Annotated in this window: 15 protein-coding genes; all 15 read left to right on the forward strand. The window is 66.6% G+C overall.

The features are described from left to right. Positions 1-318: 318 nt before the first annotated feature. The 15 genes from QMC81_03010 (at position 319) to radC (ending at position 18178) form a co-directional block, all read left to right on the forward strand. Entirely contained in the window at positions 319-2955 is a 2637-nt protein-coding gene (locus QMC81_03010; protein MDI6906448.1) for a valine--tRNA ligase, read from the forward strand. A gap of 134 nt (positions 2956-3089) precedes the next feature. Beyond that, a complete protein-coding gene (locus QMC81_03015; GenBank protein ID MDI6906449.1) occupies positions 3090-4388 on the forward strand; it encodes a folylpolyglutamate synthase/dihydrofolate synthase family protein in 1299 nt (432 codons plus the stop codon). 6 nt (positions 4389-4394) lie between these two features. Continuing rightward, on the forward strand, positions 4395-5282 hold the full coding sequence (locus QMC81_03020) for a radical SAM protein (GenBank protein ID MDI6906450.1): 888 nt from the start codon (positions 4395-4397) through the stop codon (positions 5280-5282). A 99-nt stretch (positions 5283-5381) separates the two neighbouring features. Beyond that, the gene (locus QMC81_03025; GenBank protein MDI6906451.1) at positions 5382-6488 is read left to right on the forward strand and encodes an endospore germination permease; all 1107 of its coding nucleotides are present in this window, start codon (positions 5382-5384) and stop codon (positions 6486-6488) included. 105 nt (positions 6489-6593) lie between these two features. After that, the gene (locus QMC81_03030; protein MDI6906452.1) at positions 6594-7721 is read left to right on the forward strand and encodes an endospore germination permease; all 1128 of its coding nucleotides are present in this window, start codon (positions 6594-6596) and stop codon (positions 7719-7721) included. Position 7722: 1 nt separating this feature from the next. Next, positions 7723-9408 carry a spore germination protein gene (locus QMC81_03035; protein ID MDI6906453.1) on the forward strand — a complete coding sequence of 562 codons (1686 nt, stop codon included), beginning with the start codon at positions 7723-7725 and terminating at the stop codon, positions 9406-9408. A 25-nt stretch (positions 9409-9433) separates the two neighbouring features. Further along, on the forward strand, positions 9434-10729 hold the full coding sequence (locus QMC81_03040; GenBank protein MDI6906454.1) for a Ger(x)C family spore germination protein: 1296 nt from the start codon (positions 9434-9436) through the stop codon (positions 10727-10729). 107 nt (positions 10730-10836) lie between these two features. Further along, a complete protein-coding gene (locus QMC81_03045; protein MDI6906455.1) occupies positions 10837-11070 on the forward strand; it encodes a hypothetical protein in 234 nt (77 codons plus the stop codon). A gap of 137 nt (positions 11071-11207) precedes the next feature. After that, positions 11208-12350 (forward strand): endospore germination permease, encoded by a 1143-nt coding sequence (locus QMC81_03050; GenBank protein MDI6906456.1) that lies wholly within the window; start codon positions 11208-11210, stop codon positions 12348-12350. Further along, positions 12337-13977, forward strand: coding sequence for a spore germination protein (locus QMC81_03055; protein MDI6906457.1), 1641 nt, complete (start codon positions 12337-12339; stop codon positions 13975-13977). The genes QMC81_03050 and QMC81_03055 overlap by 14 nt, the downstream gene beginning before the upstream one ends. A gap of 22 nt (positions 13978-13999) precedes the next feature. Further along, the gene (locus QMC81_03060) at positions 14000-15289 is read left to right on the forward strand and encodes a Ger(x)C family spore germination protein (protein MDI6906458.1); all 1290 of its coding nucleotides are present in this window, start codon (positions 14000-14002) and stop codon (positions 15287-15289) included. 149 nt (positions 15290-15438) lie between these two features. Then, positions 15439-16449 carry a sodium:calcium antiporter gene (locus tag QMC81_03065; GenBank protein ID MDI6906459.1) on the forward strand — a complete coding sequence of 337 codons (1011 nt, stop codon included), beginning with the start codon at positions 15439-15441 and terminating at the stop codon, positions 16447-16449. Between the two features lie 79 nt (positions 16450-16528). Further along, entirely contained in the window at positions 16529-16786 is a 258-nt protein-coding gene (locus QMC81_03070; GenBank protein ID MDI6906460.1) for a DUF4321 domain-containing protein, read from the forward strand. After that, complete coding sequence (locus tag QMC81_03075; protein MDI6906461.1) at positions 16773-17402, forward strand: Maf family protein; 630 nt, start codon at positions 16773-16775, stop codon at positions 17400-17402. Before QMC81_03070 ends, QMC81_03075 begins: the two co-directional genes overlap by 14 nt. A gap of 107 nt (positions 17403-17509) precedes the next feature. Beyond that, a complete protein-coding gene (gene radC / locus QMC81_03080; GenBank protein ID MDI6906462.1) occupies positions 17510-18178 on the forward strand; it encodes a DNA repair protein RadC in 669 nt (222 codons plus the stop codon). Positions 18179-18207: the final 29 nt, after the last annotated feature.

An 18207-nucleotide genomic window follows, 5' to 3' on the forward strand; every position in this document is an offset into this window, starting at 1 on the left:
AGGTCCCGCGCCGGCTCCCAGACCTGGAGCCCGGTGCCTGTTAAAGGCTCCCGTCCGCCCCAATGCCGGTATCCGAATACGGCCAGGCCGATAACGGCCGGAATGAGGAGCAACAGTACATAAGCAAAGCGGCGAGGCATACTTCAACCCCCGCTCGAAAAAAATCTGCTTCATAGATACGAGCCCCGGCGGGGAATTATGCTGGTGAGAACGGTTCCTGCAACGGCGGGCCCGGCGGTTTGATTGACAGAGGAAGAGGCCTTCTATTAAGATGATTTCTAACGAAACAGGGGAGGGTAAAAATTGGGTGCAACGGGCATGCCGCCGGTTTATAACCCCGGAGATGTGGAGGAGAAGTGGTACGCGCGATGGGAGAAGGGTGGATATTTCCACGCCGAGGTAGACCCCGGCCGTACCCCCTTCAGCATCGTCATGCCTCCTCCCAACGTGACGGGGCAGCTTCATATGGGGCATGCGATGGACAACACCCTCCAGGATGTCCTGATCCGCTGGCGGCGGATGCAGGGTTACAACACCCTCTGGGTGCCGGGCACCGACCACGCCGGCATTGCCACCCAGGCCAAGGTCGAAGGCCGGTTGGCGGCCGAGGGCCGCTCCAAGTACGACCTGGGGCGGGAGGCGTTCCTTGAGCGGGTCTGGGCTTGGAAGGAGCAGTACGGGAATCGTATCACCACCCAACTCCGGCGGCTGGGGGCCTCATGTGACTGGGAGCGCGAGCGCTTCACGATGGACGAGGGCTGTTCGCAGGCTGTGCGCGAGGTCTTCATCCGCCTCTACGAAGAGGGCCTGATCTATCAGGATTACTACATTATCAACTGGTGCCCGCGCTGCGCGACCACCATCTCCGATATCGAGGTCGAACACCTGGATGTGCCGGCGCACCTCTACTTCATACGCTACCCGACCCCGGACGGCAAGGACTTCATCACCGTGGCCACGACGCGCCCCGAGACTATGCTCGGGGACACCGCCGTGGCCGTGCACCCGAAGGACAAGCGTTTCCGGCACCTGTTGGGCAAGCAGGTCGTCCTGCCCCTCCTTAACCGGCTGCTCCCGGTAATCGCCGACGACTACGTGGACCCGGAGTTCGGTACCGGGGCGGTGAAGATTACCCCGGCGCACGACCCGAACGACTTCGAGATCGGGCGGCGCCACAAGCTGCCCGAGATCCAGGTCATCGGCCTGGAAGGACGGATGACGGAAGCGGCGGGGCCTTACGAGGGAATGGACCGCCTGGAGTGCCGTAAGAGGGTCCTGGCCGACCTGGAAGGGCGGGGTCTCCTCGTCAAGGTCGAGGACCTCGAGCATGCGGTCGGCCACTGCTACCGCTGCCGGTCGGTCATCGAGCCCATGCTCTCCAAGCAGTGGTTCGTGCGGATGAAGCCCCTGGCCGAGCCGGCCATCCAGGTGGTGAAGGAAGGACGCCTGCGCTTTGTCCCCGAGCGCTTCACAAAGATATACCTGAATTGGCTGGAGAACATCCGCGACTGGTGCATCTCCCGCCAGCTCTGGTGGGGTCATCGCATCCCCGTCTGGTACTGCAAGGACTGCGGCGAGGTCATCGCCGCCAAGGAGGACCCCTCCGCCTGCACCCGGTGCGGCGGCGGCAACCTGGAGCAGGACCCCGATGTCCTGGACACCTGGTTCTCCTCGGCCCTCTGGCCTTTTTCAACCCTGGGCTGGCCCGGGGAGACCGCCGAGTTGAAGCATTTCTATCCGACCTCGGTCCTCGTTACCGGCCGGGACATCATCTTCTTCTGGGTCGCGCGCATGATCTTTATGGGCCTCAAGTTTATGGAGGATGTTCCCTTCCGGGAGGTCTTCATCCACGGCCTGATCCTCGACGCCCTGGGGCGGAAGATGTCCAAGTCTCTGGGCAACGGCGTGGATCCGATCGAGGTCATCGAGAAGTACGGCGCCGACTCCCTGCGCTTCATGCTGGTGACCGGGAACACTCCGGGCAACGACCTGCGCTTCCACTTCGAGAAGCTGGAGGGAGCGCGGAACTTCGCCAACAAGCTCTGGAACGCCGCCCGCTTCGTCATCATGAACCTGGACGGCGGGAGCACGCACCCCCAGGCCCCCGCCCCTGACAGCCTGGAGCCGGCCGACCGCTGGATTATGAGCCGGTTCGCCCGGACGGCACAGGCGGTCACGGACGACCTGGATGCCTACGAGCTGGGCGAGGCGGCCCGGGAGCTTTACGATTTTACCTGGGACGAGTTTTGCGACTGGTACATCGAGCTGGCGAAGCCGCGCCTCTACCGCGGCACGCCCGCGGAACAGGCGACGGCGCGGTGGGTGCTGTCGACCGTCCTGCGCGGGACGCTGGAACTCCTGCACCCCTTCTTGCCCTTCATCACGGAAGAGATCTGGCAGCACCTGCCTCATAAAGGCGAGACCATCATGCGCTCCCCCTGGCCGGCGCCGCCCCGGGAATGGGTTGACCCGGAAAGCGAGGAGCGGGCGGGGCTGATGATCGAAGCCGTGCGGGCGGTCCGCAGCCTGCGCGCCGAGATGAACGTGCCGCCGGGGAAGAAGGCGGAGATCATCCTCGTCGCCCCGGATGGGCCGATCCTCGAAGCCCTTGCCGCCCAGGCCCGGTATATCGGTGAACTGGCCGGCGGCGAGGCGCGCGTGACGGCCCGCCTGGAGCAAAAACCCGCCCAGGCGGCCCAGGCCGTAGCGCGGGGCGTGGAGATTTACCTGCCCCTGGCGGGGCTGATTGACATCCCCCAGGAAATCGCCCGCCTGCGCAAGGAACTGGCGACGGCCGAAAAGGAACTGGCCCGGGTGGAGGCTAAGCTGGGTAACCAAGGCTTTCTGTCCAAGGCCCCGGCGGACGTGGTGGAGAAAGAACGCGGCAAGCGGGCCGAGTGGGCGGCGAAGAAGGAGGCCGTCGCAGCCCGCCTGGCAATGCTCGAAGGGGCGTAGATCGACCTTTGTGCGATAAGCGGCAAGACATTCGGAGAAAACCTGAAGGGGCGGACCTCGGTGTCCGCCCGTATCTTTCCGAAGCACGCGCCACGGCGCAGCCGCGTCCCTGCGCGGAAAGAGGCCTTGACGCCATGATTGCACAGGTCCAGGCTCTCACCGGGACCCACTTCGCCCTCGGGCTGGGGCGTGTGCGACGCCTGCTGGCGCGCCTCGGAGATCCCCACCAAGGAAGGCGTTTTGTCCACGTCGGCGGCACGAATGGCAAGGGCTCGGTGACGGCCATGCTGGAGAACATCCTGCGGACGGCCGGCTACCGGGTCGGAGCCTTCATTTCCCCGCACCTGCAGTCCTACACCGAACGATACCGGATCGACGGCCGGCCTGTGGCGCCGGAGGAACTGGCCGCCCTGCTGGAAGGGCTGTTGCCGCACCTGGAGGCCCTGGCAGCGGAATGCGCCGCGCCCACCGAGTTCGAGGCGCACACCGCGGCGGCGCTGAGCCTTTTCGCGGCGTACGCCCTGGACCTGGCCATCCTGGAGGTGGGGCTCGGCGGGCGGCTTGACGCCACCAATGTCATCCTGCCGGAGGTCACCGTCATCACCAACGTCAGCATCGACCACGTTGCCTACCTGGGCCGGACGGTGCGGGAGATCGCCGCCGAGAAGGCCGGGATCATCAAGGACGGGGTACCCCTGGTGACCGCCGCCGCCGGAGAGGCACTGGAGGTCGTGGCCGCCGCCTGCGAGGCGCGCCGTGCCCCCCTGATCCTCGTGGGACGGGACGTGACGTGGGAAGCAGGGGGTGCCGTCCAAACCGAAGGGGCGGGCCTCCGTGTCCGCCCGGGCCAGACCGTTACGCTTTACGGGCGCCTGCAGACGTACCGGGACCTGTACATCCCCCTCCGGGGCCCTCACCAGCAGGCCAATGCCGCCTGCGCCGTGGCCGCAGCCGAGGTGCTGGCCGAACGCGGCTGGGACCGGATCACCCCCGATGCCGTGCGCACCGGCCTGGCCGAGACCCGCTGGCCCGGCCGCTTCGAGGTCTTCCCCGGTCGCCCGGCCGTCATCCTGGACGGAGCCCACAATGCCGCCGGTGCGGCCGCCTTGGCCGAGACCTTGCGGCTCCATAACCCGGTCGGTTGCTTCGTCTTCGTGCTGGGCATTCTGGATGACAAGGAAAGGGCGACGATGGTCCGCCTCCTGGCCCCCCTGGCCGTCGCCGTGGTCGTCACCCGTCCGCCGGGGCCGCGGGCCGAGGGCTGGCGTGAACTGGCATCCATCCTCAGGCAAACCGGCGTCGTCCGGGTGGAGGTCGAGGAAGAGCCCCGCACCGCCCTGGATCGGGCCCGGGGACTGGCCGGGCCGGACGGCACGGTGGTCGTCGCCGGGTCGCTCTATCTGGTAGGCGCCCTGCGCTCCCGGTTGAGGTGAACGGTTATGCATCTGACTCCGGATGAACTGGCGGCAAGGGCGGAAGAGGCCGGGTCCCTTCTCTCCGAATGCTGCCTTTGCGGACACGAATGCCGCATTGACCGCCTCGGCGGAGAAAAGGGGGTCTGCGGTGCCGGGGATCTGGCGGTCATCAGCGGCTACGGCCCACACTTCGGCGAAGAAAGCGTACTCGTGGGCACCGGGGGCTCCGGGACGATATTCTTCAGCCGCTGCAACCTGCGCTGCGTCTTCTGCCAGAACTGGGAGATCAGCGCCCTGGGCGAGGGCGACCCGGTCACCCCCGAAGAGCTGGCGGAAATCATGCTTGACCTGCAGCGCCAGGGCTGCCATAACATTAACCTCGTTTCCCCGACACACTACGTCCCGCAGATTCTCGAAGCCCTCTCTCTGGCCGCCGGTAAGGGGTTGGACCTGCCCATCGTCTACAACACCGGAGGCTACGACCATCTGGATACCCTGAAGGTCCTGGACGGCGTGATAGCCATCTATATGCCCGATATCAAGTTCGGCGACGATGAGACGGCCCGGCGTTACACAGGGGTAAAGGATTACTTTACCGTGGCCAAAAAGGCCGTGAAAGAGATGCACCGGCAGGTCGGCGACCTGGTCGTCGACGAGCACGGTATCGCCGTAAGGGGCCTCCTCGTGCGGCACCTGGTGCTGCCGAACGGGCTGGCCGGCACGGAAACGGTAATGGAGTTCCTGGCGAACGAAGTCTCCCCGCGGACCTACATCAACATCATGGACCAGTATTATCCCGCCTATTTCGCCCACCGCTATCCCGAACTCTCCCGCCGCGTCACCGGGGCCGAGTACCTGGAAGCCCTGCGGGCGACCAGAAAGGCAAGTCCTCATTTCCGCCTGGCGGATTAGCGGAAGGCAAGAAGAAGACATCTTTCCTTCATAATTCTACCTCTCATGTTGAAAAACTAGGGATGACCCCGTAACGGCATGACTGTGAGGGGGTGTCGAGTGCTCGAGGACGGACGCATTTCAGCGTGGCAGGCGACCGGTCTCCTGATCAGCACCGTTCTGGCCACGGCGGTCCTCTTTGTCCCGGCGGTCACGGCCGCCGCGGCCGGGCGCGACGCCTGGCTCGCCCTTCTCCCCGCCGCCCTGCTGGGCGGCGGGATCGGGTGGCTGGCGGCCCGCCTTGCCCTGCGTTTCCCCGGGGAGACGGTGATCCGGTTCGCCCCGCGGCTCCTGGGGCGTATTCCGGGGAAGGTCGTCGGTTTCCTTTTCGTCTTCTACTTCTTCTGGGCGGGCTATGTCATCCTGGCCGAGTTCCACGTCCTGCTGGGCGCGGCCTACCTCCCGCGCACACCCGCCGTCGTGCACATGGGCGTGCTGGTGCTCCTGGCCGCCTTCATGGTCTCCCGCGGCCTGGAGATCTACGCCCGGGTGAACGACCTCATCCTGCCCGTCCTCCTCCTGGCCGCCCTGCTCGTCTTCCTGTTCACCGCCAAGGATATCCAGGTGACCTATTTTCAACCCCTCCTGGAAAACGGCCCGCTCCCCGTCCTGCGGGCGGCGCTCACCCCGGGCGGCTGGCTGGCGGAGACGGCGGTGATCCTGATGCTGCTGCCGTACATCACCTGCACCGAACAGCGCCGCGCCGCGCGGGCGGTCCTCCTCGCGGCGGCCGTCCTGACGGTAGTTTTGGTGCTGGTACTCGTGGCCACCCTGGGTAACTTCGGAGCCGGCCCGACCGCAGACGTGCTCTTCCCGACCTTCATGCTCATCCGGCAGGTGCATTTCGAGACCCTGCCGGTCTTCGAGCGCCAGGACCCGGTCTTCATGCTCATCTGGATTGCGGGGATGCTGGTCAAGGTCGGGGCCTTCTTCTACGCCGGCCTGCTGGCGCTTGGGCAATGGCTCGGCCTTGCCGATTACCGTCCCCTGGTCCTTCCCCTGGGCGTCCTGCTGGTCGCCCTGGCCGTGCAGGGCTTCCCGAACGTGGTCTACCTGGTGCGTTACGTTACCGAGACGGTGCCTGTCTTCCTTCTGCTGGTCAACGGCGGCCTGACGGCGGTGCTTTGGCTGGCCGCGGCGCTGCGGCGTGGCAAACGACCGTCATAAACGCGAGCGGCGCGTTGAAGAATATGCAAAGACAGGGTGATGGTGGGACGGCGGGAGAGCCGTACCACGGGAGAGGCGGACTACGGAGAGGCAGGAGGAACGCTCTTGGCAAGGGAAGAGGGACAGATCTCGGCCTTCCAGGCCATGAACTACGAGATCAGCATCGTACTGGCCACGGCCATCCTCTTCGTGCCGGCGATCACGGCGCAGTTTGCCCGGCAGGACGCCTGGCTTTCCCTTCTCCTGGCCGCGGCCTTCGGCGCGCTGGTGACCTACCTGGCGGTACGGCTCGCCCTGTGCTTTCCCGGAGAGACGGTGGTCCAGTACGCGCCGCGGGTGCTCGGGCGTGTTATTGGCAAGACGGTCGCTTTCATTTACGTTTTCTACTACTTCTTTGTGGCCTATTTCGTGCAGCGGGAGTTCGCCGAGCTGATGAACGCCGCCTACCTGCCCCGTACCCCGATGGTCGTGGTCATCGGTGTGCTGACCCTGCTGGCCGTCTATGCCCTTTTCCAGGGCCTGGAGGTCCTCTGCCGGGTGAATACCGTTGTCCTGTGGAGCGTGCTGGCGGCGATCCTGCTGATCGTCACCATGGCCGCCAAGGAACTCCGGCTGGATCCCTTCCAGCCGGTGTTTGAAAACGGTCCCGGGCCGGTGATCCTCGGCGCGGTCGCCCCCGGTTCCTGGTTCGGGGAGACGGCGGTGATCCTGATGCTGATGCCCTTCATCGGCCGGGTCGACCGGCCCCGGATGGTGAAGTTCAACTTGCTCGCGGTGCTGATCCTGTTCGTTGTCCTAGAGCTGATCGTCGTCGCCGCCGTGGGAAGCCTCGGCCCCGCCCAGACGGCGGTCAAGCTCTTCCCGACCCTCTCCCTCGTGCGGCACATCGACATCCCGTCCCTGCCGATCTTCTCGCGCCAGGACGCCGTCTTCACCATCTTCTGGGTAGGGGGGATGCTCTTCAAGCTGGCCACCTTCTTCTATGCCGGCGCGCTGGGGCTGGCCCAATGGCTGGGCCTTAAGGACTATCGCCCCCTGCTTCTCCCCCTGGCCGTCATCCTGACCGTCCTCGCCATCCAGTCCTGGGCCGACGTCACGGAACTGAGGTCCTTCTCGGCCGAGGTCTTTCCCTTCGCTATCACCTTCGTGCAGTTCATCCTCACCGGACTGCTGCTGCTGGCGGCCGTGGCCCGGCGCGCGGCGGGGGAGCCCGGGAAAGGAGAAGAGACGTAGTATGGGCGAAAGAGACCGGCGGCTGATCGTCCGCCGCCTGAGCGAGATGCTGGTCCGGGCGCGGGCGAAGCGGGAGGCCGCGGGGGAAAAGGCGCCGGGGCCGGGAGAGGGCGCGCTGCCCGTTGCGGGCCCTGCCGGCGACGCCCCGGCCCGGGACGCCGTGAACCCGGCCGTCCGTGTGCCCGAACTGGAAGGGGTGCCGCTGGCGGCATCCCTGGACGAAAACGTCGAGGTCCTGCACCGCGTCTTCCGGCACAACCCCGGCTTCGTTACCCGGGAGTTCCTGGTCGCCGGGGAGACGCGGGCGGCCGTAACCTTCATCGAGGGGCTGATCGACCGCAACCTGGTCAGCAAGACCGTCCTGAAACCCCTAATGCAGTACGACGGGTCTTGGCCCCGGAAAGGAAGTCTCCTGGATACCCTCCGCATGGCGGCCCTAACCGCCGCCCCGGTGCGCACAAGACAAACGCTCGGGGACGTGGCCCGTGACGTGCTGGAAGGGTGCGCGGTCGTCCTCCTGGACGGGGAGCCCCGCGCCCTGGCTGTGGAGAGCACCGGCTTCCCGACGCGCTCGGTCGAGGAGCCGGTCAGCGAGAGCGTGGTCCGCGGGCCGCGGGAGGGTTTCACCGAGTCCCTGGCGCAGAACCTGACCCTGGTGCAGCGCCGCCTGAAGACCCCGAACCTGGCGGTCGTCAATTACTTCCTGGGACGTGAAACCCGTACGCATGTGTCCGTGCTCTACCTCAAGGGGCTGGCCAACCCGGAGCACGTGGCGGAGCTTGACCGCCGGCTTTCACGGATCGGCCGGGACATCGACGGGGTGCTGGAAAGCTCCAATATCGAGGAAATGATCGCCGACCAGCCGCTCTCCCCCTTCCCCCAGGCGATGAACACCGAGCGCCCCGACCGGGTGGCTGCCGCCCTGCTGGAGGGCCGGATCGCCATCCTGGTCGAGAACACGCCTTTCGCCCTGGTCGTGCCCTTCGAGTTCATGGCCCTCATGCAGTCTGCGGAGGACTACTACCAGAACTACTGGTTCGCCACAGCGGTCCGCATCCTGCGCTATGTCGCCCTGGCCATCGCCCTGGTCGGACCGGCGGTCTACGTGGCCATCACCACCTTCCACCAGGAGATGATCCCGGAGCGATTGCTCGTGCAGGTCGTGGCCGCACGCCAGGGGATACCCTTCCCGGCGGTGATCGAGATGCTGCTCATCGACTACGCTTTCGAGATCCTGCGGGAGGCCGGGATCAGACTGCCCCGGCCGGTGGGCCAGGCGGTCTCCATCGTCGGGGCGCTGGTCATCGGCCAGGCGGCGATCCAGGCCGGCCTGACCTCGCCCCTGGCGGTCATCATCGTGGCCCTCACGGGAATCGCCTCCTTTACGTTGCCGGCGTTTTCCCTGGCCTTTTCCGTGCGGGTGATCCGTTTCCCCATGACCATCCTGGGCGGCATCCTGGGTCTCTACGGAGTCATCGCCGGGGTCCTGGCCATCATCATCCACCTGGCCGGGCTGAGGACGTTGGGCCTGCCCTACCTCGGGGGCTTCACCCCCCTGCACGTCTCCGACCTGGACGACAGCGTCGTCCGCTACCCCTGGTGGGCCATGCGCACCAGGCCGCACGAGCTGGCGAAGCGCAACCCGCGACGCCTGCGGCGGGGGCTGAAACCCCGGCCCGAGCCGTAGCGAGGAAAGGATGGAAGGAAAAAAGATGGGACGTGGACATCCCCCGGTCTTCGGGGAGAAAACTGTAGGGGCGGATCTCCGCGTCCGCCCGTGTTTAGGCGGTCTTCCGCGGCTCTTCGTGACGGTGGCGGTTGTGCTCCTGATGACGGTGGTTGCGACGGGGTGCTGGGACAAAAGGGAGGCCGAGGACCTGGGCTACGTACGGTCGACGGCGCTGGACCGCGCCCCGGGCGGTAAGGTGCGCCTGCTCGTCCAGGTGCCCAGCCCGCGGGCCATCGGCGGGGGCGGGATGGCGGCGATCACCCCCGCCGCCAGCATCGCCTCCAAGCCCTACCGGAACTTCGAAGCCGACGGGGCGACGGTCTTCGACGCCATCCGGCAACTGGCCCTGCAGTCCCCGCGGCGGCTGTTCTGGGCGCAGAACGGGACGGTCATCTTTACGGAGGACCTGGCGCGGCAGGGGATCGCCCGGCACTTGGACTTTTTCGAACGGAGTATGGAGATCCGCCGGCGTCTGAACCACGTCCTGGTAACGCCCAGCGAACCGAACATTCTGCTGGACATCCCCGCGCCGCATGAAACCAACCCCTCGGGGCGCATCGAGCGGATCATCGAACAGGAGCGGCAGTCCTCGCGCTTTGCGGTGGTCAACCTTTCGGATTTCCTTGAAATGCTGGCCACCGAGGGGCAGGACGTCTACTGCGGGGTGGTGCGCGCGCGGCGCAATCCCGCCTTCCCGGGGCGGGTGCAGGACCCGAACGCGCCGGAGCCCGGGCTGACCCTGCAATTGAGCGGCGCCGCGGCCTTCCGCGGCGATCGTTTCGCCGGCTACCTCACCGAGCGCGAGACACGCGGTCTCCTATGGGCGCAAAACCGGCTGCTGGGAGGGGCGGTCACCGTCCCGGCGCCGGACGGCCGGAGCCGGGTGACACTGGAGATCGTGCGCGGCAAGGGGCGCATCGTCCCTGCCATCGAGGACGGGCGGCTCACCGCGACGGTGAAGGTCACGGGGGTGGAGGCTGACGTCGCCCAGAGCGAGGGCGCCCTGGACCTGTCGCGCCCGGAGACGGTCCGCGCTCTGGACCGCGCCCTTTCGCAGGCCATCGAGGGGGAGGTCCTGGCCGCGGCCGTGCGAGCGCAGGAACTCGGGGCGGACGTTCTCGGGGTGGGGGCGGCCTTCCACCGGAAGTTCCCGCGCCAGTGGCGGGAGATGAAGGCCGACTGGGCGGAGATCTTCCCCACGGTGGAGGTCACGGCGCGCGCCGAGGCGGCCGTCCGGCGAACAGGTCTGATCGAAAAGGGCGTAACGATCAAAGACTGAGACAGGCCGCGGGCCACGGCTCATCCCGAAATAGAGCGCGGGCACCGGCCGGGCGCGGCGGCAAGGCCCGGGCACAGCCATACATTTCCCCGAGTGAGGTGTTATCGTTGAGCATCTTCCTCCTATCCCTGCTCTTCATCGTCATCATCACCGTCGAGGTGCCCAGGCTCCTGCGGCAGAGGATGTACCGGGAACTTTGGGCCTTCGGCGGGGTTACCCTGCTGGCGATGGTTTGGAGCTTCGGGGTGGCGCTGAAGCTCCCGGTCCCGAATGTCACGAAGGGCATCGAGGCCGTGGTCCGCCCGGTCTTCCTGGCCTTCGAGCGTTTGCTGACCCCGTGAGGTCCCTTGGTTCGAAGCCATCGACGGCACCGCGCAAAGGCCCGGTGCCGTTTACTTTGGCGGTGCAGCGACGAATGATAGTTGATTGAAGGTGGGATACTGTACCATGTATAGCTATACATGGCAGGAGGCTTTTGATGGTACGCGAAGAAGGGCGGATTTCGGCCTTCCAGGCCATGAATTACGAGATCAGCATTGTCCTGGCGACGGCGATCCTCTTCGTTCCCGCCATCACCGCCCAGTACGCCCGCCAGGACGCATGGCTTTCTCTGATCGTGGCCGGGGTCTTCGGGATACTGGTCACGTACATGGCGGTGCGCCTGGCCCAGCGCTTCCCGCGGGAGACCGTCGTCCAGTACGCCCCCCGGGTGCTCGGGCCGGTGGTCGGCAAGGCGGTCGCCTTCGTCTACGTTTTCTACTACCTTTTCGTTGCTTACTTCGTGCAGCGCGAGTTCTCGGAGCTGATGAACACGGCGTACCTCCTCAAGACGCCGCCGATCGTGATCATCGCTCTGCTGACGCTGCTGGCCGTCTATGTACTTTACCAGGGCCTGGAGGTCCTCTGCCGGGTGAACACCGTTGTCCTCTGGAGCATCCTGGCGTCCATCGTCCTCATCGTCGCCCTCGGGGCGAAGGAGATCCGGCTGGACGCTTTTCAGCCGGTGTTGGAGCACGGCGCCGGGCCGGTGGTGCTCGGGGCGGTCGCGCCCGGCTCCTGGTTCGGGGAGACGGCGGTCGTCCTGATGCTGATGCCCTTCATCAGTTCGGCTGAACAGCCCCGCATGGTGAGGTTCAACCTCCTGGCGGTCCTGGTCCTCTTCCTGGTTATGGAGATGATCGTCGTGGCCTCCATCGGACGGTTCGGCATCGAGCAGGCCGCCACCAAGGTCTTTCCGACCCTTTCGCTGGCGCGGCACATCACTGTTCCGGCGCTGCCCATCGTTGAACGCCAGGACCCCGTCTTCATGATTTTCTGGGTGGCGGGGATGCTCTTCAAGCTGGCCACTTTCTTTTACGCGGGTACACTGGCCCTGGCCCAGTGGCTTAACCTGAAGGACTACCGTCCCCTGGTCTTGCCCGTGGCGGTCATCATCTCAGTCCTGGCCATGCAGTCCTGGACGGGCATCGTCGAACTGAAGTCCTTTTCGGCGGAGGTTTTTCCCCTGGCCATCACCTTCGTCCAGTTCCTGCTCACCGGCCTCATCCTGGCGGCGGCCCTGGTCCGGGGCACGGCCCCGGAGCCGGAGACGGGAGGGGGTGCGAAGGGTGTCGGAAGGTAAACGGCGGCGGTTCGTCCGCCGGCTGAGCGAGATGCTTCGCCGCATGGGTCAAGCCGCCGGCGGGCGTCGGGCGCCGCAGGCGACGGGCGGCGTGAAGGACTTCTGTGACCTTAAGGAACTGGAAAAAGTGCCGCTCACGGTGTCCCTCGACGAGAACCTGGCGATGCTGCGCCGCGTTCTCGGAGACAGCCCCGGCTTCAACGTGCGGGAACTGCTGGTGGCCGGAGAGAGGCGCGCAGCTTTGCTGTTCATCGAGGGTTTGGTCAACCGGCAACTGGTAACCGTCGGCATCTTGCGGCCCCTGATGGGCATGGACCGTAAATCCTACCCGTCTTCCGGGAGTGGCCGTCTCCTGGACGCCGTCCGGGCGACCGCCGTCGCTGTCGCCCCGACACGCGAATGCCGGTCGGCCGGCCAGGTGGTCCGTGACGTGCTGGACAGCGCCGCGGTGGTTCTCCTGGACGGGGAGCCCCGGGCTCTGACCGTGGAGGTCACCGGGTTCCCCACCCGGTCCATCGAGGAGCCGGTGAGCGAGACCGCGGTCCGCGGCCCGCGGGACGGCTTCACCGAGTCCCTGGCCCAGAACCTGACCATGATCCAGCGCCGGCTCAAGACCCCCAACCTGGCCGTGGAGAACCACTTCCTGGGTCGGGAAACCCATACCCAGGTGGCGGTGCTCTACCTCAAGGGGCGCGCCGACCCGAAACGCGTGGCGGAACTGCGCCGGCGCCTGGAGCGGATCGGCGACCATGTGGACGCCGTACTGGAAAGCTCCTACATCGAGGAAATGATCGCCGACCAGCCGCTCTCTCCCTTCCCCCAGGCGATGAACACCGAGCGCCCCGACCGGGTGGCCGCCGCCCTACTGGAGGGCCGGATCGCCATCCTGGTCGAGAACACGCCTTTCGCCCTGGTCGTGCCCTTCGAGTTCATGGCCCTCATGCAGTCAGCGGAGGATTACTACCAGAACTACTGGTTCGGCTCAGCCATCCGTGTTCTCCGCTACATCTCCCTGGCCATCGCCCTGGTGGGGCCCGCGATCTACGTGGCCATCACCACCTTCCACCAGGAGATGATCCCGGAGCGATTGCTCGTGCAGGTCGTTGCCGCGCGCCAGGGGATACCCTTCCCGGCGGTCATCGAGATGCTGCTCATCGACTACGCCTTCGAGATCCTGCGGGAGGCCGGCATCCGGCTGCCGCGCCCGGTGGGCCAGGCGGTCTCCATCGTCGGGGCGCTGGTCATCGGCCAGGCGGCTATCCAGGCCGGCCTGACCTCGCCCCTGGCGGTCATCATCGTGGCCCTCACGGGGATTGCATCCTTCGCCGTGCCGGCCTTTTCCCTGGCCTTCGCGATACGCTTCATCCGTTTCCCGTTGACTATCCTGGGCGGGGTCTTCGGGTTGTACGGGGTCATCATCGGGGTGCTGGCCGTCATCATTCACCTGGCCGGGCTGCGCACACTGGGCGTACCCTACCTGGCGGGTTTTACGCCCCTGCACGTCTCCGACCTGAAGGACAGTGCCGTCCGTTTTCCGTGGTGGGCCATGCGCCGCCGGCCGCACGAACTGTCCAAGGACGACCCGCGCCGGCAGGGTCCGGGCCTGAAGCCCGGGCCGGAGGCATAGGGGGGAGGTGGACGACAAGGATATGAGGCATGTGCATCCGCCGGACGCCGTCCGCCCAAAAACCGTAAAGGCCGATACCTCCGACGGCACGCGGCCCGCACCCCGTTTACTCCTTGTGCTCGCGGTCCTGCTCCTGGCCGGCGGGCTTGCCGCCGGGTGCTGGGACAAGAGGGAGGCCGAGGACCTGGCCTACGTGCGGGCGACGGTGGTCGACTGTGGACCGGAAGGGGGTGTCCGCATACTCGCCCAGGTGCCCAACCCCCGCGCCATCGGCGGCGGCATAATGGCGGCGATCACTCCCGGCGTGAGTGTCGCCTCGAAACCCTACCGCAATTATGTGGCTGACGGGAGAACGATCTTCGAGGCCATCCGGCGGATGTCCCTCGCCTCCCCGCGGCGGTTGTTCTGGGGGCAGAACGCGCTGGTCGTCTTCTGCGAGGGAATGGCGCGCGAGGGTCTCGCGCCGCACCTGGATTTTTTCGAGCGTAGCCAGGAGATCCGCCGGCGTCTGGTCAGCATTCTGATCACCCCGAGCGATCCCTACCGGCTGTTCGACATCCCCGGCACGCACGAGCCGGCTCCGGCGGGCCGTATCGAGCGCATCATTGAGCATGAGGAACTGTCCTCGCGCTTCGCGGTGGTCAGCCTGAGCGAGTTCTTCAGGATGCTGGCCGCCGAGGGGCAGGAGGCTTACTGCGGCGTGGTGCGGATGCGGCCCAACCCGGCCCGCCCCTCCACGGCGCAGCAGCCCGAGGCGCCCGAACCCGACCCGGTCCTGGAACTGAGCGGCGCGGCGGCCTTCCGGGGTGACCGGCTCGCCGGCTACCTGGACGAGAGGGAGACACGCGGCCTGCTCTGGGTGAGGAATAAGGTGCGCGGAGGGGAGGTCACCGCTCCCGGCCCTTCGGGCGGTTATGTCACCCTGGAGGTCGGACCTGGAAAGGCGCGGATCATTCCCGCCATCCGGGAGGGGCGTCTCCTGGCGACGCTGGAGGTGAAGGGGGTGGATGCGCTCGTCGCTGAGAGCGAAAGTCCGCTGGATCTGACCCGCCCGGAAGCGGTGCGCGCCCTGGAAAAGGCGCTGGTCCGGGGAATCGAGGATGATATGCTGGCTGCGGCCGCCCGGGCGCAGACCCTGGGCTCCGACGTGCTCGGCGTGGGGGCGGCCTTTCACCGGAAGTATCCGGATGAATGGCGGGAGATGAAGGAGAACTGGCCGGAGATCTTCCCCACCGTCGAGATCACGGCGCATGCCGAGGCCAGCATCCGGCGCACGGGCTTCATCGAACGGGGGATGACGATCAAGAACTAGCGCGGGGGCCGCGGTGCGCCGCCGTTTCCGGCTAGCGGCTGTTGCCGCTCTCGTGAGTCATCTTCCCCCCGGGGGTCTCATAAGCTTTGCATGTCGGGGCCGGCGCCGGCGGGGCGGCGCCTTTACCGGACCCCGGGGGAGAGGATGCTGTGGCTTTTCTAATGCTGCCCGCGGCCCTGGCGGTTATTCTGCTGGGGGCGCGTTTTTTCACCAACGGAGTGGAGTGGCTCGGCCTGCGCCTCGGCCTGGCGCGGGGAGCCGTCGGGAGCGTACTGGCCGCCATTGGAACCGCCCTGCCCGAGACGATGATCCCGGTGGTGGCCATCGTCCTCGGCCGGGGGGAGGACGCGGCGCAGGAGGTAGGGGTGGGGGCCATCCTCGGCGCGCCCTTTATGCTCAGCACCATGGGCTTCATTCTGGCCGGCCTGTCGGCGGTGATCCTGTTCCGCCGCGGCCGCGGGGGCCGGCTGACACCGCAGCCGGCGCTGACGCGGCGGGACCTGGGGTTTTTCCTCGGGACCTACCTGCTGGCGATCGGGTCGGCTTTTCTTCCCGGGGGCACCCGCACCTACGTCGTGTACGCCCTGCTCGGAGCCTATGTGATGTTCCTCGCGCGCGCCCTGACCCAGGGGGAGCCGGTAGGGGAAGGGGGGAACGGGGAGGGCCCGGGCCCTCTTCTCGTCGCACCGCGCCTGGCCGTCCCCCCCCTCTGGCTGATCCTGGGGCAGGTGATCGCCGCCTTTCTCATCGTTATGGGGGGGGCCAAGGTTTTCGTCAACAGCGTGGCCGACATGGCGTCCGGCTTCGGGGTGGCGCCGCTCGTCTTTTCCATGCTCGTGGCGCCCGTGGCGACGGAGTTGCCGGAGCTGTGCAACAGCGTGATCTGGATCCGCGAGCGGAAGGATACCCTGGCCCTGGGCAACATCACGGGAGCGATGGTCTTTCAGGGCTCCATCGTCCCGTGTGTCGGGATCGCCTTCACCAACTGGGAACTGACCCCGGCCGCCATGGCCAGCGCCGGCCTGGCTGTCATCTCGGCGTTCCTGGCCTACTGGTTCATCGGGCGGCGGGGTTACCTCAACGGTTGGCTCCTGATCGGAACGGGAGCTTTATTCTACGGGCTCTTCGTGGCCGCGGTGACCACGGGGCGGTTGGCCTAACAGGGAGCTTGTCAAAGGCTTTCCCCGAATGCTACACTGAAGGGGTACAAACTGCCGTTTATTCGGGGGTTTTCGCAGAATGAAAGGAGCGTCACGGGGGCCCAAGAGCGTCTGGGTGTTGATCATTCTCCTCATCCTGGGGGGGCTGGCGGGCAGCCTCCTGGGACAGATCCTGGGACCCACTCTCCCCATACTGAAGGCCGGGACAAGCATCGGCCTGCGGCCGGGGGTCCTGGACCTCCACTTTATGACCATCACCTTCGGCTTTTCCGTTTCGGTCGGGCCCCTGACGCTGCTGGGGTTCGTCCTGGGCTACTTCATTTATGCCAGAGCGTAAACCGGTTCTCTTTTCTCCGCTGATCCTGGCTTCCTCTTCCCCTAGGAGGAGGGAGCTTCTAAAGGGCCTGGGCCTGGACTTTACCGTGTTCGCCTGTGACGTGGACGAGTCCATTGACGCAGGGGGCGCTCCCGCCCCGCAGGTGGAGGCCCTGGCGCTTCGAAAGGCGCGCGCCGTGGCGGGGCGCCTGGACTGCGGTCTCGTGATCGGCGCCGACACCGTCGTCGTCCTGGGGGGCCGCATCCTGGGCAAACCCGCCGACGCCCGGGAGGCGGCGGCCATGCTCCGGGACCTCGAGGGGGCGAGCCACGAGGTGTATACAGGGGTGGCCGTTGTCGAGGCCGGCAGCGGCCGGGCGGTGGTGGACCACGAACGGACCGTCGTGCGCTTCAGGTCCCTGACGGAGGCCGAGATCGCCGCCTACGTTGCCACAGGGGAGCCGCTGGATAAGGCGGGGGCGTATGGTATCCAGGGGATCGGCGCCTTCCTCGTTGCCGGGATCGAGGGTTGTTACACCAATGTTGTCGGCCTGCCTCTGGGGCGTCTGACCGAGCTTTTGCGGGTCTTCGGCTGTGACCTTTTGGCCCGGGCGGCGCGGGTAAAAGAGCCCGGCTAGACCCTTGCCGCAAAATGCGATACCATGGAGACGTCCTGATGACGACGACCGACGACTGACGATGGGATGAGGAGGCGGGTCGTCTGTCCGTTAGTTACCGTCTGACGATGAAGGACCTGCCGGAGGAACTCCGGCCCCGGGAACGCCTGCAGCGGCATGGGGCGGAAGCGCTCTCGGAAGCGGAACTCCTGGCCATCCTTCTCCGTACCGGCACCAGTCAGGTCAGTGCCCTGGACCTGGCGGGGGAATTGCTGGCCCGCTTCGAGGGACTGCGGGGGCTCCTCGCCGCCGGCCTGGATGAACTGGCCGCGGTCAGGGGAATGGGGCCCGCCAAGGCCGCCCAGGTAAAGGCGGCGCTTGAGCTGGCGCGACGGCTGGCCGCATCCCGGCAGGCGGCACGGCCGGTGGTACGTACCCCGGACGACGCGGCGGCGGTGGTGATGGAGGAGTTCCGGCACCTGGACCGCGAGCACTTCGCGGCGCTGGTTCTGAACACCAAGAACCAGGTGCTGGCCGTGGAGCGGGTGGCGGTGGGGACGTTGAACACCACCACGGTACACCCGCGGGAAGTGTTTAAATGCGCCGTCCGGCGGAGTGCCGCAGCCCTGATCCTGGTCCACAACCACCCAAGCGGTGATCCAACACCCAGCCGGCAGGACCTGGAGTTGACCAAAAGGCTGGCTGCGGCGGGGGATGTGATGGGCATCTCCATCCTGGATCATCTGATCATCGGGGATAATAGATATACAAGCCTGAAGGCGGAAGGCCACCTCTAACTCTGCCGGGCGAAGGCCTTGGAAAGGAG

Source organism: Thermoanaerobacterales bacterium (genome assembly GCA_030019475.1).
Lineage (GTDB): Bacteria > Bacillota > Desulfotomaculia > Desulfotomaculales > JASEER01 > JASEER01.

Coding starts and splice junctions, on each gene's coding strand:
- QMC81_03010 (MDI6906448.1), top strand. CDS start 319: ATGCCGCCGGTTTATAACCCCGGAGATGTGGAGGAGAAGTGGTACGCG.
- QMC81_03015 (MDI6906449.1), top strand. CDS start 3,090: ATGATTGCACAGGTCCAGGCTCTCACCGGGACCCACTTCGCCCTCGGG.
- QMC81_03020 (MDI6906450.1), top strand. CDS start 4,395: ATGCATCTGACTCCGGATGAACTGGCGGCAAGGGCGGAAGAGGCCGGG.
- QMC81_03035 (MDI6906453.1), top strand. CDS start 7,723: ATGGGCGAAAGAGACCGGCGGCTGATCGTCCGCCGCCTGAGCGAGATG.
- QMC81_03040 (MDI6906454.1), top strand. CDS start 9,434: ATGGGACGTGGACATCCCCCGGTCTTCGGGGAGAAAACTGTAGGGGCG.
- QMC81_03050 (MDI6906456.1), top strand. CDS start 11,208: ATGGTACGCGAAGAAGGGCGGATTTCGGCCTTCCAGGCCATGAATTAC.
- QMC81_03060 (MDI6906458.1), top strand. CDS start 14,000: ATGAGGCATGTGCATCCGCCGGACGCCGTCCGCCCAAAAACCGTAAAG.
- QMC81_03070 (MDI6906460.1), top strand. CDS start 16,529: ATGAAAGGAGCGTCACGGGGGCCCAAGAGCGTCTGGGTGTTGATCATT.
- QMC81_03075 (MDI6906461.1), top strand. CDS start 16,773: ATGCCAGAGCGTAAACCGGTTCTCTTTTCTCCGCTGATCCTGGCTTCC.
- radC (MDI6906462.1), top strand. CDS start 17,510: ATGAAGGACCTGCCGGAGGAACTCCGGCCCCGGGAACGCCTGCAGCGG.